The 15,179-nt window shown below is 57.0% G+C and carries 18 protein-coding genes; 8 read left to right on the top strand and 10 right to left on the bottom strand.

Features of this window, described 5'->3' with window-relative positions; genetic code table 11:
- Positions 1-3 precede the first annotated feature (3 nt).
- Together Q0802_RS07270 and Q0802_RS07265 are read left to right on the top strand one after the other, a co-directional pair.
- A complete protein-coding gene (locus Q0802_RS07270) occupies positions 4-726 on the top strand; it encodes an ABC transporter ATP-binding protein (RefSeq protein WP_298915735.1) in 723 nt (240 codons plus the stop codon).
- A gap of 6 nt (positions 727-732) precedes the next feature.
- Positions 733-1,416, top strand: coding sequence for an aspartate/glutamate racemase family protein (locus tag Q0802_RS07265; RefSeq protein WP_298915732.1), 684 nt, complete (start codon positions 733-735; stop codon positions 1,414-1,416).
- Positions 1,417-1,517: 101 nt separating this feature from the next.
- On the opposite strand, the gene Q0802_RS07260 is transcribed toward Q0802_RS07265, so the two are convergent.
- Together Q0802_RS07260 and Q0802_RS07255 are read right to left on the bottom strand one after the other, a co-directional pair.
- Complete coding sequence (locus Q0802_RS07260; protein WP_298915729.1) at positions 1,518-2,222, bottom strand: hypothetical protein; 705 nt, start codon at positions 2,220-2,222, stop codon at positions 1,518-1,520.
- Positions 2,194-2,472, bottom strand: coding sequence for a hypothetical protein (locus Q0802_RS07255; protein ID WP_298916809.1), 279 nt, complete (start codon positions 2,470-2,472; stop codon positions 2,194-2,196). Before Q0802_RS07255 ends, Q0802_RS07260 begins: the two co-directional genes overlap by 29 nt.
- Before the next feature lie 185 nt (positions 2,473-2,657).
- Between Q0802_RS07255 and Q0802_RS07250 the strand changes: the two genes are divergently transcribed.
- The 3 genes from Q0802_RS07250 (at position 2,658) to Q0802_RS07240 (ending at position 5,120) form a co-directional block, all read left to right on the top strand.
- Positions 2,658-3,137, top strand: coding sequence for a hypothetical protein (locus tag Q0802_RS07250; RefSeq protein ID WP_298915726.1), 480 nt, complete (start codon positions 2,658-2,660; stop codon positions 3,135-3,137).
- A gap of 169 nt (positions 3,138-3,306) precedes the next feature.
- Positions 3,307-3,936: a ribonuclease HII gene (locus Q0802_RS07245; RefSeq protein WP_298915723.1), complete on the top strand. Its 630-nt coding sequence runs from the start codon at positions 3,307-3,309 to the stop codon at positions 3,934-3,936.
- Between the two features lie 86 nt (positions 3,937-4,022).
- Entirely contained in the window at positions 4,023-5,120 is a 1,098-nt protein-coding gene (locus Q0802_RS07240) for a site-specific DNA-methyltransferase (RefSeq protein ID WP_298915720.1), read from the top strand.
- A 137-nt stretch (positions 5,121-5,257) separates the two neighbouring features.
- Here the strand turns inward: Q0802_RS07240 and Q0802_RS07235 are convergent, their stop codons facing one another.
- From Q0802_RS07235 to mutY, 3 genes are all read right to left on the bottom strand, one after another.
- Positions 5,258-5,683 carry a response regulator gene (locus Q0802_RS07235; protein WP_298915717.1) on the bottom strand — a complete coding sequence of 142 codons (426 nt, stop codon included), beginning with the start codon at positions 5,681-5,683 and terminating at the stop codon, positions 5,258-5,260.
- Positions 5,684-5,747: 64 nt separating this feature from the next.
- Complete coding sequence (locus Q0802_RS07230) at positions 5,748-6,905, bottom strand: alkane 1-monooxygenase (RefSeq protein WP_298915713.1); 1,158 nt, start codon at positions 6,903-6,905, stop codon at positions 5,748-5,750.
- 71 nt (positions 6,906-6,976) lie between these two features.
- Positions 6,977-8,053, bottom strand: coding sequence for an A/G-specific adenine glycosylase (gene mutY / locus Q0802_RS07225; RefSeq protein WP_298915711.1), 1,077 nt, complete (start codon positions 8,051-8,053; stop codon positions 6,977-6,979).
- Between the two features lie 85 nt (positions 8,054-8,138).
- On the opposite strand from mutY, the gene Q0802_RS07220 reads away from it, so the two are divergent.
- From Q0802_RS07220 to Q0802_RS07210, 3 genes are read left to right on the top strand one after another with little or no spacing between them, the layout of a single operon-like run.
- Positions 8,139-8,648: a DciA family protein gene (locus Q0802_RS07220; RefSeq protein ID WP_298915708.1), complete on the top strand. Its 510-nt coding sequence runs from the start codon at positions 8,139-8,141 to the stop codon at positions 8,646-8,648.
- A 13-nt stretch (positions 8,649-8,661) separates the two neighbouring features.
- Positions 8,662-9,333 (top strand): DsbA family protein, encoded by a 672-nt coding sequence (locus Q0802_RS07215; RefSeq protein ID WP_298915705.1) that lies wholly within the window; start codon positions 8,662-8,664, stop codon positions 9,331-9,333.
- On the top strand, positions 9,333-10,454 hold the full coding sequence (locus Q0802_RS07210) for a CaiB/BaiF CoA-transferase family protein (RefSeq protein WP_298915702.1): 1,122 nt from the start codon (positions 9,333-9,335) through the stop codon (positions 10,452-10,454). Before Q0802_RS07215 ends, Q0802_RS07210 begins: the two co-directional genes overlap by 1 nt.
- A gap of 11 nt (positions 10,455-10,465) precedes the next feature.
- On the opposite strand, the gene lpxK is transcribed toward Q0802_RS07210, so the two are convergent.
- From lpxK to Q0802_RS07185, 5 genes are read right to left on the bottom strand one after another with little or no spacing between them, the layout of a single operon-like run.
- Positions 10,466-11,461 (bottom strand): tetraacyldisaccharide 4'-kinase, encoded by a 996-nt coding sequence (gene lpxK / locus Q0802_RS07205; protein WP_298915699.1) that lies wholly within the window; start codon positions 11,459-11,461, stop codon positions 10,466-10,468.
- Positions 11,448-12,695, bottom strand: a complete 1,248-nt coding sequence (locus tag Q0802_RS07200; RefSeq protein WP_298915696.1) for a glycosyltransferase N-terminal domain-containing protein — start codon at positions 12,693-12,695, stop codon at positions 11,448-11,450. Before Q0802_RS07200 ends, lpxK begins: the two co-directional genes overlap by 14 nt.
- 6 nt (positions 12,696-12,701) lie before the next feature.
- Positions 12,702-12,944, bottom strand: a complete 243-nt coding sequence (locus Q0802_RS07195) for a DUF4170 domain-containing protein (RefSeq protein WP_298915693.1) — start codon at positions 12,942-12,944, stop codon at positions 12,702-12,704.
- A gap of 57 nt (positions 12,945-13,001) precedes the next feature.
- On the bottom strand, positions 13,002-13,796 hold the full coding sequence (locus Q0802_RS07190) for a 3'(2'),5'-bisphosphate nucleotidase CysQ (protein WP_298915689.1): 795 nt from the start codon (positions 13,794-13,796) through the stop codon (positions 13,002-13,004).
- Positions 13,783-15,129, bottom strand: a complete 1,347-nt coding sequence (locus tag Q0802_RS07185) for a TldD/PmbA family protein (protein WP_298915686.1) — start codon at positions 15,127-15,129, stop codon at positions 13,783-13,785. The genes Q0802_RS07190 and Q0802_RS07185 overlap by 14 nt, the downstream gene beginning before the upstream one ends.
- Positions 15,130-15,179: the final 50 nt, after the last annotated feature.

The following is a 15,179-nucleotide window of genomic DNA, read 5'->3' as shown; positions in this document are numbered from 1 at the left end:
GGCATGACAAGCATGTTGGATTTCAGGGAAGTCGAGCTTTACTACGACCACGTTTATGCACTGAAGGGTGTCTCTCTGGCGCTCGATCAGGGGGAAACCGTGGCCTTGATCGGGGCCAACGGCGCGGGGAAATCATCGATCCTGCGGGCCATCACGGGTCTGGCACAGCCCTCCAAAGGAACGGTTTCCTTTGAAGGCGAACGCATTGATGGGACAAACCCTTCGGATATCGTCAAAAAAGGTATCGCGATGGTGCCCGAGGGGCGTCGCGTTTTTCCCTATATGTCGGTCAAAGACAATCTGATGATGGGGGCTTTTACCCGCAACGACAAAGCCAAGATTCAACTGACATTGGACAGTATTCTGCACCGGTTTCCCCGCTTGAAGGAACGTTATGCGCAGGCGGCTGGCACATTGTCGGGGGGCGAGCAACAAATGATGGTCATTGGCCGCGCGTTAATGGCCAAACCCAAACTGCTGTTGCTGGATGAACCCAGCCTTGGAATCGCGCCCAAGCTTGTTCAGGACATTGCGCGTTCGATCGTTGCGATCAACCGCGACGAAGGTGTCTCTGTCTTGCTGGTCGAGCAGAATTCACGCATGGCGCTCAGCATCTCCCATCGTGCCTATGCAATGGCGACGGGGAAGGTGGTGATCGAAGGTAATTCAAAAGAACTGCTGCATGATGACCGGATCAAGGCCGCCTACCTTGGCGGCGAGGTTTAAGCTGAGATGAAAATTCTGATCGTCAACCCAAATACAACGGCTTCGATGACCGCAAAAATTGCCGCTGTCGCGCGCGTGACCGCCCGTGCGGACACCGAGATTGTTGCCGCAAATTCAAAAAACGGCCCTCCCAGTATCCAGGGGTTTCTGGATGTGGCGACTTGCGTACCCGGGTTGCTGACAGAGGTGAAACAACATTCCGACATCGACGCCATTGTGATCGCATGTTTTGACGATACCGGGCTTGATGCCCTGCGGTGCATGGTACCGGTGCCGGTTCTTGGGATTGGGGAGGCAGCGTACCACGCGGCCAGCATGATCGCGACAAAGTTCAGTGTCATCACAACTCTGGCACGCTCTGTGCCGGGGTTAGAGAACAATCTGATGCGTTACGGTCTGTCGCAAAAATGCGTACGTGTACGTGCCACCGATATCCCTGTATTGAAGTTGGAAGAGGGTGATCCCGCAACGATTTCCAGAATCAGGGACGAGATTCGCGCGGCCATTGTCGAAGACCGCGCGGAAGCCATCGTTTTGGGGTGTGCGGGCATGGCCGATCTGATGGCCGAATTGAGTGACGAATTCGGTGTACCTGTTATTGACGGAGTCGCAGCCGGAATCGCCTTTGCCGAAGCTCTCGTCAACACCGGATTGAGGACCTCAAAAATTGGAGCTTATGCCGCTGGCTAGGTACTAGTTGCGTAGCCGTAAGAACCCGTCTCCCGGGGCGGCGCTAGGTGTTTCGACCGCGATTTGACGCATTCGTCGCTGCTCTTACATGCCGAAACGTTTCAGATCACCTTTATGACGTCTTTGTCGATTGCCAGCATGTAGCCGCGCCGCGCGATGTTTTTCACCAGAAGCTCGGCGACGATCTGGTTGCCCAATGTATCTCGCAGGCGTTTGATGCGCGTGGCACCGGCGGCTTCCTCGCAATCAACCGCGGATCGGCCCGAAATGACCCCCTCGATCTCTGAGCCGGAGAGAACATCATCGTCCATCCGTGCTTCCGCGAGGACGGACATCGTTTCCATCGCCGCGTCCGTCAGTTTGAATCCAAGATTGTTCAGATAGACAGTGTTTTCTTCCCGGCTGATCAGTAGCGAGTTGACCTGAATACCTGCGCGCTCGATTTGGGCCATGCGGCGGTTGAAGCCAACCAGCATGATCAGAAAGACCAGCGCGGCGATCAACATCGCAGTGGCAAAGACCAGCAGGACAAAAATGACCAATCGGTAGCTCATCAGCGTATCGGAAAAAGCTGTTCCGGATTGCGCAAGGATCTCCAGGAGTTTTATTTCCGCCAAAGCCGTAAGGTCATTGTTCTCGATGAACAACTGTTCGACGCGTGCGTTGAAGGCATTGCCATCGGGCAGTGCCCAGAACAGCATGCCCGCGGCAAGCAGCAGGATAACAACAATCGCAGCAATCCCAAGAATGACAATCCGACCGCCGGAACGACGCATTTCAGAAGCGGAGGTAGTTGGGTCCTGCACTCTGTTTCCTTTTTGCCAAACCACTTTCGTCGAACACTGAAACGATGTTCAGCAAGGTCCATCCCTGTGCTGCGAGCCGTGCTGACAGTTCAGCTTTGGCTGCACCTTTCGAGCACTCCGAGATTTGCGCCACACCATAGTGCAGCCGCAACGGGTTGTCTTGTTTGGCTTTGTAATCGGCATAGCAGTCCGCTGAAAATCCAGAATCCGGTATCAGCAATGTGACCACGACGCCCAAAATGAGAGACATGTGTTTCATGCGCCCAATCCTGCGCATGAACGAGGAGATATTCAATAACAAAGGGGCCTTAGCCGTTTTGTTATCAGATATCAGTCGAGCGATATTGCCTGTCGGAGGGGGGTGAGCCCAGTTTGATCGGGACAAGACGGTCGGTTCTCGGACGGCTGGACAATATCTACTGAAAGGGGTTCCCGATGCACCGTAAATTCATTGCCACGATCGTTGCTGCCGCTCTGGCTGTTACCGCGATTGGCAGCGCGCCTGCCCGTGCCGACAACGACCTGCTGAAGGCGCTTGCCGCCATTGCCGGGGTCGCGATTGTCGGCAAGGTCATTCATGATCGAAACAAGCGCAATAAAGAGCGCGACACGGTCACCCGGAATACTTACCAGGCGCCCATCTATGAAAGCAGCCCCCGCGTTTACGATCTCGAACCGCGCCCGCTTCCGAACCGCGCAAAACGGCGTTTGTTGCCCGGTGATTGTCTGCGCAGCGCGCAAACCCGCCAAGGGCGCGTTCGCTATTTCGGCAATCGCTGTCTTGAGCGGAACTACAAGCACGTCAACAAATTGCCGCGTGACTGCTTTATTCGCCTGCGCGGCGATGATCAGTCCCGTCGGGGATACGATGCCCGTTGCCTGCGCGACAGAGGATACCAATTAGCGCGCCGCTAATGACGCGCTGATGCAAAGCCGGGTGGGTCCCCCAAAACCGGCTTTGTTCAAGAAGGGGGCGTTCGGGCGCCTCCTTCTTTTGCTTAACCAGTGTAACGCGCGTCTTTAAAGGGCGCGCGTTTTTTCTTGGGGGGTTGCACCTTTTGCAGGATCATTGGATGCAGAAGAGATGAAACCCGATTTCGAAATGGAACAGGCGGCCTATGCATCCGGAAAGCTCCGGGTGGCCGGTGTTGACGAAGTTGGGCGCGGGCCACTGGCCGGTCCGGTGACCGCGGCGGCGGTAGTCCTAGACCCCGCATGCATTCCCGACGGGCTAAACGATTCCAAACAGCTCACCGCCAAGCGCAGGGCTCATCTGGCCGAGTTGCTGATGCAAAGTGCCGATTTCTCCATCGGGCACGCGAGCGTTGAAGAAATCGAACAGCATAACATATTGCGGGCCAGTCACCTTGCCATGCAGCGCGCTGTCGCGGGCCTTGATGTTGCACCGGATCACGTGCTGATCGACGGCTCGATGGTGCCACGCGGCATGAACATATCAGCCCAACCGGTGGTCAAGGGAGATACACGTTGTCTGTCGATTTCTGCGGCGTCAATTGTGGCGAAAATATGTCGCGACAAGATCATGGTGGATTTGGCGCAACAGCATCCGGGTTATGGTTGGGAGACGAACATGGGATATGGATCAAAAAGCCACATGTCTGCGCTTCAAAATCTTGGGCCAACCCCACACCATAGACGAACGTTTAAACCGGTACACAATATGTTGTATCAAGAAAAAATGTTAAAGCCTTGATTCAAAAAAGAAATTGACCCCGATTCGCCTTTGACTCATGTTTGTCTCAACCAACGAGTGCAAAAGCACCGGTACAGAGGCAGAACATGATGACCCAAACCAAAGGCGCCAAAGCGCTTCCTTTGAACACTATTCTTGACGGCGACTGCATCGAGATGATGAACAGCCTGCCGGCAGCTTCGATCGACCTGATTTTCGCTGACCCGCCCTACAACCTGCAACTCAAAGGAGATTTGCATCGACCTGACAACAGTCGCGTGGATGCGGTGGACGATGCCTGGGATCAATTCTCTAGCTTCAAGGCTTATGACGATTTCACCAAAGCGTGGTTGAAAGCCGCGCGACGGTTGTTGAAACCCAACGGGGCGATCTGGGTCATTGGCAGCTATCACAATATTTTTCGCGTCGGGACTGCGTTGCAGGATGCAGGATATTGGATTCTGAATGATGTGGTGTGGCGCAAATCAAACCCGATGCCGAATTTCCGCGGGAAACGTTTCACCAACGCTCATGAGACAATGATTTGGGCAGGGCGCGACGAATCCAGCAAATATACTTTCAACTATGAAGCGCTTAAGTCCCTGAATGAAGGTATTCAGATGCGCTCGGATTGGGTTCTGCCGATCTGTACTGGTCACGAGCGTCTGAAAGACGATCAAGGTGAGAAAGCGCACCCTACGCAGAAGCCTGAAAGTCTTCTACACCGCGTGTTAGTAGGATCGACCAACCCCGGTGACGTTGTTCTCGATCCTTTCTTCGGAACCGGTACCACGGGCGCGGTCGCAAAGATGCTGGGTCGCGATTTTATTGGGATCGAACGGGAAGCGGCCTACCGGAAGGTGGCGGAGAAACGCATCTCGAAAGTGCGCAAGTTTGATCGCGAAGCACTCCAGGTGTCGACTTCGAAACGTGCTGAACCCCGTGTGCCCTTCGGCCAGCTTGTGGAACGCGGTATGTTGCGCCCCGGCGAAGAACTATATTCGCCACGCGGGCAGATTGCCAAAGTACGCGCCGATGGCACCTTAATCGGCAATGATGTCAAAGGGTCGATCCATCAGGTCGGTGCCCATCTTGAAGGTGCCCCAAGCTGCAATGGCTGGACGTATTGGACCTATAAGAGGGAAGGCAAAAAAGTCCCGATTGATGTCCTGCGCCAACAGATCAGATCAGAGATGGCCAATTGAATTTTCACTGAACACCGCCGGTGCCTGTGGCCTTCTGAACGAGGCTGCCTTCTAAGGCACTCAACTTGCCCCGCCTGTCAGGCGGGGTTTTTTCTGCGATGATGAAATCCGCCAGCATCTGACGAAACTCAGGCGTGTCAGTTTATACGTTTGGGAATGACTTTATGGTTCATCGCCGCGTGGATGTAGCGCGCGCCAAAATCAGATTTATTGACAACGTGGATAACACCCGCGGATTGCGCTTTGTCGAACATGAAGGGTGTCGGCCAGTCGCTGACAATCACAATCGGGATCTTTGCGAAGTTTGGGTCCTGAGCGAGTTCGACGGCGAAATTGGCCCCGGTCCCGTCAGGCAGATTGTTGTCCAGCAGGATGAAACTGGTCTGGTACTGAGACATGTGCTGCCGCGCGTCTTCGATCGTCGCGGCGACGGCGACAAAAACACCTTTGAAACTTTTGTCCAGGATACGTTTAATCCGTTCTTGATCAAAAGTACTGTCTTCAACAATCAGACAAGTACGGGTCTGTGTACTATGCTGAGGTGCTGCAATTTGCTGCTGCATTCTGGGCTCTCACGTCGGTCCACCTGAAGAGATAGTTGCGCATAAAAGCCTTAAGATATGGTGTTCAGTTTGCACTCGGATACGGGTTGGTCGCGGAGTTGTAAGCACTCCAGTCGGTAACTTCCGGATAGTACATTCGACGCCATCGGCGCACCTTGGGGTTCATCACACGCCGCCACAACGGCGGAACCATCGCGACCATGGTCATGACTGGATAGCCATAGGGTAACTGTGGAGCGTCAGTGTCGGCATATGTTTGGAGTACCGGAAAGCGGCGATCTGGTTTGTAGTGATGATCTGAATGTCGTTGCAGATTGATCAACAGCCAGTTGGAAACGCGATGATCTGCATTCCATGAATGTTGGGGTTTGACGTGTTCATATTTTCCATCGCCCAAGTGTTTGCGCGTCAGCCCGTAGTGTTCGATGTAATTGACCAGTTCCAACTGCCAGATCGCGGTGCCCGCTTGCACCACAAAAAGGCCAAGGCCCGACCAACCGCCCAGCAAGAAGGCCAAAACCAGCATGAGCGCCTGCAACAGCCAGTATCTAAAGAAGGGATTGCCCAAATCATGCCAGGGCAGATTGCGCCGTGCCAGCATCTGCTTTTCTGCACCAAAGGCCGAACATAGGGACTGCTTCAACACACGTGGGTAGAACCGGTGAAATCCTTCATTATAACGCGCCGTCACAGCATCGCGTGGCGTGCCGACATAGCGGTGATGCACCAGCAGGTGTTCAGAACGGAAATGCGAATAGAGCACCATCGCAAGCAGCAGATCGGCCATCCATCGCTCAGTCTTGTTCTTCTGGTGCATCAGTTCGTGGCTGTAATTGATCCCGACGGTTCCGGTGATCACACCAACCCCAAAAAAGAGAATAATGCGGTCAAAACTGCTCAGGTGCTGCGCCTGAGGCACATACCAGATCAGACTGAAGAGCAGGAAAAACTGGACCGGTGCCCATATCATGGTCACCGCGCGATACCAGTAAAGGTGATCGTCCGGTGTTGACGGATCCGCATTGGTCCCGTCACGCCCGAAAAGCGCGTCGAGAGCGGAAAACAGATACCAGGTGACAACCGGCAATAACCAGATCGTCCAGCCACCATAAAGGGCACTTAGCCAAGCGACAGGGACCAACAGCATCGACATCCAGAAGGGTGCCGCGCGCGTGATCTTCACAAGCTCTGACATTGGAACGGTTTTCAGGTCATCTCGCATCAGGGTTTCCGTTCTCCTCTCGATCGCAATCTAGAACGGCTTTGCCTGTTTCACCAAGTGTGACGCAACGCTCAAAACGCACTTCGGGCCAGATCAAAGGCTTTGCGCATGACCGTGGGCAGATCAGAGGGCCTGAATGTTTCCGGGGCGGCAAAATGACCGCGCTCAGCAGTGACTTCATCCGGTAACGTTGCGACGTAAATGGCAAGGCGCAGGTGAAAATGTGTGAATGTGTGGCGCACCTCGCCCGGTACCATTTGCCAATCTCCGGCACAGGGCGCGGGGGTTTCTGGAATCGGGCTGTCCTTATCTGTCCAATCAGATCCCGGCCACCCCAACATACCCCCCAAGAGGCCTTTTTCCGGGCGTGTTTCCAGCAGCCATGCCCCGTCTTTGCGCCTGCCGATATAGAGAATGCCGTGTCGGGTCGGCTTGGCTTTTTTCGGGGTCTTTTTGGGCAGGGTCGGTGCCGTACCCTCGGCGCGGGCCTTGCAGGGTTCCGACCACGGGCAAATGCCACAGGCCGGATTGCGCGGGGTGCAGATGGTAGCACCCAGATCCATGACCGCCTGCGCATAGTCTCCGGCACGCTGGTCGGGTGTCAAAATCTCCGCCTCACGCATCAGGATTGGTTTTGCCTCGGGCAGCGGTGTGTGGATGTCGCGCAGTCGCGCCATCACCCGCTCGACATTGCCGTCCAGAACCGCGTGGGGCAGATCAAAGGCAATCGAAGAGATCGCCGCCGCGGTATAGGGTCCAATCCCCGGCAATCTCAGCAAAGCGGCATGATCTGCCGGGAAGACGCCGCCGTGATTTGCCACAACCTGACGGGCGCATTTCAGCAGGTTACGTGCCCGGGCGTAATACCCCAGCCCGGCCCATTCGCCCATCACATCAGCATCTTGCGCCGCTGCCAGATCAGATACCGTTGGCCAACGCTCCGTGAAGCGCTGAAAGTAGTCTTTGACCGTCACAACAGTGGTCTGTTGCAACATCACTTCTGACATCCACACCCGGTAAGGGTCGGGCAAGACGCCTGCCTTGCGATCCTGGGGCGATACGCGCCACGGCATGCGCCGGGCATGAATGTCGTACCAAGCCAGCAAGCGATCGCTCAGTGGGTCGGAATTGTGGGAAATGTCACGCAATGTTTATGATCTTCCGGCTGCTTGGTCTGGTTGCGCGCACGCTGAGACGCTATGTTCACGCAAGTGTGTTCTGTGAAAGATAGCGATGCCACCCCGACGTGCCAGTACAAAAGGCTTCAAGCGCACATCCAGCCTGCTTACGGGTCGGATTCGCTCGGCCTCCGAAAGCCGGGGTTTTGCGCAAAGCCGGTTGCTGACCCAATGGGCAGAGATTGTTGGCAAGGATATTGCGTCGATCTCGCGACCGGTCGAGGTCGGCTATGGGCGCGGTGGCATGGGGGCCACGCTGACGCTGCTAACCACTGGATCGAACGCCCCGATGCTGGAGATGCAGAAAGAACAGCTGCGGCAAAAGGTGAACTCGGTCTACGGATACAACGCCATTGCCCGCATTCGGGTGACGCAGACCGCTGCAACCGGATTTGCGGAAGGGCAATTTGCCTTCGATCCCGCCGCACCTGTTCAAAACAAGACCCCGGTTGACCCTGCGCTACGCCGAAAAGCAACAGAGGTCGCAAGCCCTGTCGAAGATGCGGGACTTCGTGACGCATTGGCACGGCTTGGCGAAAACATTCTAAACAAGACAAATCGTTGAAAAGGAACCTGCGATGTCGCGTATGATGATTATTTCTGCAGCCGTGGCTGCTCTTGGGCTGGGTGCCTATTTCATAACCTCGCCCGGCACTTCCGTCACGCCGGCTGATCCGCTGGGGGCTGCCAACGCTCAGGAAACGGAGGCGGATATCGACACCTCCACCATCGCTGAAATGACCCTTGGCAACCCGGACGCCCCCGTGACCGTGATCGAATATGCATCCTTCACCTGCCCGCATTGTGCGTCTTTCCACGCGGGCGCCTACAAGCAGCTCAAGGCCGACTATATCGACACCGGCAAAATCAATTTCGTCTACCGCGAGGTTTATTTTGACCGCTACGGCCTCTGGGCTTCGATGATTGCCCGTTGTGCAGGCACACCGGAAAAGTTCTTTGGGATGGCCGATCTGATTTACGCTGGCCAATCCGAATGGGCACGGGCAGGCGAGCCGACGGCCATTGTCGAGGAATTGCGCAAGATCGGGCGTCTGGCCGGGTTGGATGCAGACACGATGGAGGCTTGTTTGCAGGATGGTGACAACGCCCGGACGCTGGTGGCGTGGTATCAGGAAAATGCAACCGCTGACGGCGTGGACAGCACGCCCAGCTTTGTCATCAACGGCCAGAAATACTCCAATATGCCTTACGCGGAAATGGCCGAACTTATCGACGCCGCAGCTGAGTAATGACGGCGCCGCTGGCCGGTCTCAAGGTCGTTGAACTGGCACGCGTGTTGGCCGGCCCCTGGGCTGGCCAGACACTATCCGACCTTGGTTGTGACGTCACCAAGGTAGAAAGCCCCGCGGGCGATGACACGCGCCAATGGGGACCACCCTTTGTGACGCGGGACGATGATATCTCCGCCGCCTATTTTCATTCCGCCAATCGGGGCAAGAAATCGGTCACTGCGGATTTTCGAACCCGGGAAGGTCAGCAAAAGGTCAAATCGCTCCTGGCGGGCGCGGACATCCTGATAGAGAACTTCAAAACCGGTGGTCTGGCGAAATACGGGTTGGATTATGACAGCCTGTCCAGAGAGTTTCCGCAGCTGATCTATTGCTCGATCACGGGATTTGGTCACAGCGGACCCTATGCGTCACGGGCGGGCTATGATTTCATCATTCAGGGGATGTCCGGGCTGATGTCACTGACCGGCGAGCCAGAGGGACAACCCCAGAAATACGGCATCGCCATCACCGATATTCTGACCGGGATTTATGCAACAACTGCCATTCTCGCAGCGGTGCATCAATGCCATCAGACGGGCCGTGGGCAACACATTGACATGTCGCTGCTGGATGTCGCTGTTTCGGTGACGTCCAATCAGGCAATGAACTATCTGACCACCGGCGTGCCGCCTCAAAGGATGGGCAATGCACATGTGAATCTGGCACCTTATCAGGTTTTTGATTGCGCAGACGGACATGTGATCATTGCCACCGGAAATGACGGGCAATATCAGCGCCTGTGCAAACTGCTGGGGCTGGAGCAGATGGCATCGGCTCCGGAGTTCCTCAAAAACGTGGACAGGCTGGCCAACCGGGCTGACATGATAGAACGGTTGACCGCTGCGACCCGTTTGCGGACCCGCGACGATCTGCTGGTGGCTTGCGAGGCAGAAGGTGTTCCCGCGGGACCGATCAACGACATGGCCGATGTGATGGCGGACCCTCAGGTCAAAGCGCGTGAGATGGAACTATCGCTCGACGGCGTGCCGGGTGTACGGTCGCCGTTCACGTTTTCCGATGCCGAACTGTCGCTAAAAAGGCCTGCCCCGAAACTGGGCGAGAATGATCCAACCGACTGACGACTCCGGTTTCAGGGAGCTTTCAACCCGTCCAGCAGATCAAAGAGTGGATTTGGGTCTGCGTCCAACTTCAGGCGCACGGGCAGGGTGATGACCTTGGTTCTGAAAGAGGCCGGCAGGCGCACGGCATCTTTCTCTGTCGTGACCAATTGCGCGCCTCGGGATTTAGCGTCAGCCTCAAGGCGTCCCATGAGCGCGGGCGTCAAGGGCTGATGGTCTTCCAGCGGCTCGGCATGAACAAGATTGGCCCCAAGATCCCGCAATGTGGCAAAGAATTTTTCCGGATGTCCGATGCCCGCGAAGGCCAACACGGCCTCGTCTTTCCACATCATTCCGGTTTGCAGCGGTGCCAGTTGGCCTCGAACATGCGGCAGATCAACGGGTACCCCCTGTGTATCGAATACGCGCTGCGCGGATGGCGACCCGATAGACAAAAGCGCATGAGCACGGGTCAGACCCGCGGCAACCGGTTCGCGCAAGGGGCCCGCCGGCAAGCACAGCCCGTTGCCAAAACCGCGTTCGGCATCGACAACCACGATGCTGATGTCCTGATGCAAAGCGGGGTTTTGGAACCCGTCGTCCAGAACCACAACCGTGGCACCCGCCGCCTGCGCCGCCTTGCCGCCTTCGGCCCGGTCCTGTGCTACCCAAACTTCTGCAAAGGCGGCCAGCAGTAGCGGTTCGTCGCCCACCTCAGCCGCCGTATGACGCGCCGGGTCCACGCGTATGGGGCCCTTCAAGGTGCCGCCGTAGCCTCGAGTGACAACATGCGGGTGATGATGGCGTGAGGTCAGATGTTCCAGCACTGCGATAACAGTCGGTGTTTTCCCTGTGCCTCCTGCGTTGATGTTTCCGACACAAACGACAGGGATATCCAGTTTGAGTGGGGTGCCCTGCCGTAGCCTTCTGGCTGTGGCGCTTCCGTAAATCCAGCCCAGAGGTTTCAGGAGACGGGCAGGCCATGCGGGTTTGTCAGGCGACGTGAACCAGAATTCAGGCGTTCGCATTGGTATGCTCCGCCGGGCCGTCCAGCGTCGTGTTGACCAGATCAATCACCTTGTCGGTCAGGGCAGCCCCATGGCTGATCACATCCCACCCTGCATGTGCCATCGCGGCCGCCTGGTCCGGAGCGATCAAACGGGTCACCGCTGTGCCAAGCGTCTGTGCATCATTCACAATGCGCGCCGCGCCTGCATTTGCCAGACGCGTGTAGAACGGCAGGTATTTTCGCACGTTAGGCCCGTAAAGCACGGCAGAGCCGAGGGCCGCGGCTTCAAACGGGTTGCACCCCCCATGGCCGGACTTGAGTGAGCTTCCCAAAAAGGAAACCGGCGCAAGCCGATAAAACAATCCCAGGTCCTCCTCGTCTTCAACCAGCAGGACCTGCGTGGCTTCATTTGGATCACCATCGGATGACCAATTGCAGACACGAAACCCTTCGTCATGTGCCATCTGGGACAGCTCATCCGTCAGGGCATTATCGGCAGGATGCAGGATCAGAAGCAATCTGTGCGAAAACCTCAAGGCGTGCCGATGTGCGGACAGAACGGCGCGCTCTTCGTCTTTTTGAATGCGCGCGGCGAACCAGACAGGACGCCCGCCAAGGGCCTGCGTCATATCCGTCAGATCTTTGTCCTCGCAAGGCAGGGCCTGACCACCGGCTTGCAAGGGCGGCGTCAACTCGATCTGTTCCGGCCTCAGCCCCAGTGTTTCCAGGCGTCGCAATGCCGCCCCGGTCCGCGCCATGAGTGCCGTGAAACTGCTCAGTAAATCTCGCGACAGGTCAGGCAACCATCGGTCCCGCTTGCTGTCAAAACCACCGATATCTGCGTCGATCAACGCCATCGGCACACCTGCTTCATGGGTCTGGTGAACCAGATTGGGTCGCAAGCCACCCCATGTCCAAATACAGATGACAGGTTCCCAGTGCGCAAGAAATGCGTCCACGGCAGCGGGATGTTCAGACGGAATTTCATCGAAGATAATAGCACTCTGACTCGATGAGTTGTGGCGGGCGGCATCTAAACTTTCGCGATCAGGCAACGTGATCAACACACTCAGATCAAAGCGCGCAGCACAGAGCCGATGCGCCAGATCTTCAATGGCCAGAAGGTTGTCGGGCTCTGCTGCATGAATCCAGATCAGAGCGTTTTGGGGGCGGTCGCGGATGGGGTTGAAAGACTTGCTGGATGACCTGCGGGAAAGGGCGCGATAGGCCGCCAGACCGAATGACCGGCCCATCTTGTGTCACCCCAACTCTTCGGTTGATGATGCTGCGGCCTCCTCGTCGCGCAAACGGTGCAGATGCGCGATGAAATAGCGCATGTGAGCGTTGTCCACCGTGCGCTGTGCTTCTGATTTCCAGGCGTTAAAGGCTGTCGCGTAGTCGGGAAAAATGCCGACGATATGAATGTCGTCCACGTCTTTGAATATGTTTTTCGTGGGGTCAACGAGTTCTCCCCCGAAAACGAGATGTAGCCGCTGCGTCATCAGATTGGTCCTTTTCTCAGGAAGGTTGGCGGAAGTTTGCGTATATGTGCGCCGGGGTCAAGGCGCGCCGGGGGTGGCAGGGGCCAGCGCCTCAAGCACCTTCCGGTGCAACACCGGCCCTGATGCGATCACCCCATTTACGGTGGGTTCTTGATTGTTGAACCGAAGCGGCGCCCCGGTTTTGTCTGTGCACGTGCCGCCGGCTTCGGTGACGATGAGTACACCTGCGGCAATGTCCCATTCCCAGGTGGGACGAAAGGTCAGCATCAGATCAAACCTTGCCTCTGCAATAAGCCCCAATCGGTACGCGAGTGATGGGCGATGGGATCTGCTGAAACCGGGAAATCCGGACGGCCAATGCTCGGGGCTCACAACGGGCTTGGTGGCAAGCACTTCGGCGCTGGGCAAATCATCGGCCTGCGACACGCTTATCGAGGTGTCGTTGTGAAAAGCGCCCTGACCCAGGGCGGCGGAATAAAGTTTATCGCGCATCGGCAGATAGACAGCTGCCGCCGTGATCTGACCTTGATGGGCAATGGCAACCGAATGGGCCCATGTGCGGGAGCCTTCGACAAAACTGCGTGTACCGTCGATTGGGTCGATGATAAAAACTGTGTCGTGCGTCAACCGGTCCCCGTCATCCTCTGTCTCTTCGGAAAGCCATCCATAGGTTGGTCGCGCGGCACGCAAAACGCCTTCAAGCGCCGCATTGACCGCCAGATCAGCTTCGGTGACAGGACCGGCACCTTCGGGTTTGTCCCAGGATTGTGCGGCAGGTCCCACATAGCTGGTCGCAACCCGACCCGCCAGTTTGACCGCATCCTTGATGAGGGCGAGATCAGATGCCTGCAAGGGTCATTCCCGGTACAAGCAGCGATGGAACCACGCGGCTGAGATGCTGCCGCGCGTCGTTGGCAGGAACGATCTCGCGCAGCATGTCACGCAGGTTTCCAGCGATCGTACACTCATTCACGGCATGTGTGATCTGTCCGTTTTCGACCCACAGACCTGCCGCCCCGCGCGAATAATCCCCCGTATTGGGATTGATCGTGGAGCCGATCATGGATGTCACCAGAAGCCCGGTGCCCATCTCGCGGACAAGGTCAGCGCGATTGGCGTCCCCTTCGGTCAGCGTGACGTTCCAGCTTGACGGGCTCGGCGCGGAAGAGGTGCCCCGCACGGCGTTCCCCGTGGAGGGAAAACCAAGTTTGCGCCCGGTGGCCAGATCAAGCGTCCAGCCCGTGAGCACGCCATTTTCGACGATGTTGCGCGACCTTGTGGGAAGCCCCTCGGCATCAAACGGGCGGGATGCTGAAACCCGTGGCCGGTGTGGATTTTCCTCAAGTGTCAGCGCTTCGGGCAACACCTTTTCACCCAGGGCGTCACGCAGCCACGAGGCCCCCCGCGCAACTGATGCGCCATTGATGGCCGCCAAGAGGTGCCCGATCAATGATGCGGAAATGCGTTCATCAAACAGTACGGGGAATTGACCGGTAGGAGGCTTGCGGGCGTCCAATCTTGCAACCGCGCGTTCGGCAGCCCTTCGGCCAATGTCCTCAGCGCTGCGCAAATCGGCCTGAAATATCCGGCTGTCCCCATCGTGATCACGTTCCATCGCGGTCCCGGTTCCGGCAATGGCCACGCAGGACAGGCCGCGACTGGTCCGACGATATCCAGCGGAAAATCCGTTGGTTGCTGCCAGATGCACATTACGGGCGGAGTAACCCGCCATCGCGGATTGAACCTGTGTGATTTTGCCGTTTTCCAGGGCAGCTTCTTCGGCCGCGGTGGCATCGCGCTGCAAATCCTGAGGCGTGGGTTCAGGCGTCGGATCATGCAGCTCAAGATGTGCCGCATTCATGTTCTCCGCCAATTGATCGGGTGTCGCAATCCCTGCAAAGGCGTCTTCAGGCGCTTCGCGGGCCATGGCAACGGCGCGTAGGGCCATCTCCTGAAGCGTGGCCGCCCGGGTGTCGGACGCCGATACCGTGGCACTGCGCTGGCCAACGAAGACGCGCAGCCCCAGATCAACCGCCTCAGCGCGTTCGGCCTGCTCCAGAACACCGGCGCGCACTTCGATGCTGAGGGATGTGCCTTGCAGGGCAATCGCATCTGCGGTTTCCGCGCCTGCGTCTTTCGCCGCTTGCAACAATTGCGCGGTCAATGTTTCCGGGGTCTGGCTCATCAGGATACTCCGCGACAGCTTTTGCGTCAGGTAGCCCGTGTGCACCGGAT

The sequence above is a fragment of the uncultured Roseobacter sp. genome, assembly GCF_947495275.1.
Lineage (GTDB): Bacteria > Pseudomonadota > Alphaproteobacteria > Rhodobacterales > Rhodobacteraceae > Roseobacter.
The sequence above is the reverse complement of the archived record's forward strand: the minus strand, read 5'-3'. Positions and strand labels throughout refer to the sequence as shown.

Bases quoted from the DNA above. Each gene is read 5' to 3' on its own strand.
- Q0802_RS07220 (WP_298915708.1), top strand. From the start codon at position 8,139: ATGCCACCCCGACGTGCCAGTACAAAAGGCTTCAAGCGCACATCCAGC.
- Q0802_RS07270 (WP_298915735.1), top strand. From the start codon at position 4: ATGACAAGCATGTTGGATTTCAGGGAAGTCGAGCTTTACTACGACCAC.
- Q0802_RS07230 (WP_298915713.1), bottom strand. From the start codon at position 6,905: ATGCGAGATGACCTGAAAACCGTTCCAATGTCAGAGCTTGTGAAGATC.
- Q0802_RS07265 (WP_298915732.1), top strand. From the start codon at position 733: ATGAAAATTCTGATCGTCAACCCAAATACAACGGCTTCGATGACCGCA.
- lpxK (WP_298915699.1), bottom strand. From the start codon at position 11,461: ATGCGAACGCCTGAATTCTGGTTCACGTCGCCTGACAAACCCGCATGG.
- Q0802_RS07200 (WP_298915696.1), bottom strand. From the start codon at position 12,695: ATGGGCCGGTCATTCGGTCTGGCGGCCTATCGCGCCCTTTCCCGCAGG.
- Q0802_RS07215 (WP_298915705.1), top strand. From the start codon at position 8,662: ATGTCGCGTATGATGATTATTTCTGCAGCCGTGGCTGCTCTTGGGCTG.
- Q0802_RS07255 (WP_298916809.1), bottom strand. From the start codon at position 2,472: ATGTCTCTCATTTTGGGCGTCGTGGTCACATTGCTGATACCGGATTCT.
- Q0802_RS07185 (WP_298915686.1), bottom strand. From the start codon at position 15,129: ATGAGCCAGACCCCGGAAACATTGACCGCGCAATTGTTGCAAGCGGCG.
- Q0802_RS07235 (WP_298915717.1), bottom strand. From the start codon at position 5,683: ATGCAGCAGCAAATTGCAGCACCTCAGCATAGTACACAGACCCGTACT.
- Q0802_RS07210 (WP_298915702.1), top strand. From the start codon at position 9,333: ATGACGGCGCCGCTGGCCGGTCTCAAGGTCGTTGAACTGGCACGCGTG.
- Q0802_RS07250 (WP_298915726.1), top strand. From the start codon at position 2,658: ATGCACCGTAAATTCATTGCCACGATCGTTGCTGCCGCTCTGGCTGTT.
- Q0802_RS07245 (WP_298915723.1), top strand. From the start codon at position 3,307: ATGAAACCCGATTTCGAAATGGAACAGGCGGCCTATGCATCCGGAAAG.
- Q0802_RS07240 (WP_298915720.1), top strand. From the start codon at position 4,023: ATGATGACCCAAACCAAAGGCGCCAAAGCGCTTCCTTTGAACACTATT.
- Q0802_RS07195 (WP_298915693.1), bottom strand. From the start codon at position 12,944: ATGACGCAGCGGCTACATCTCGTTTTCGGGGGAGAACTCGTTGACCCC.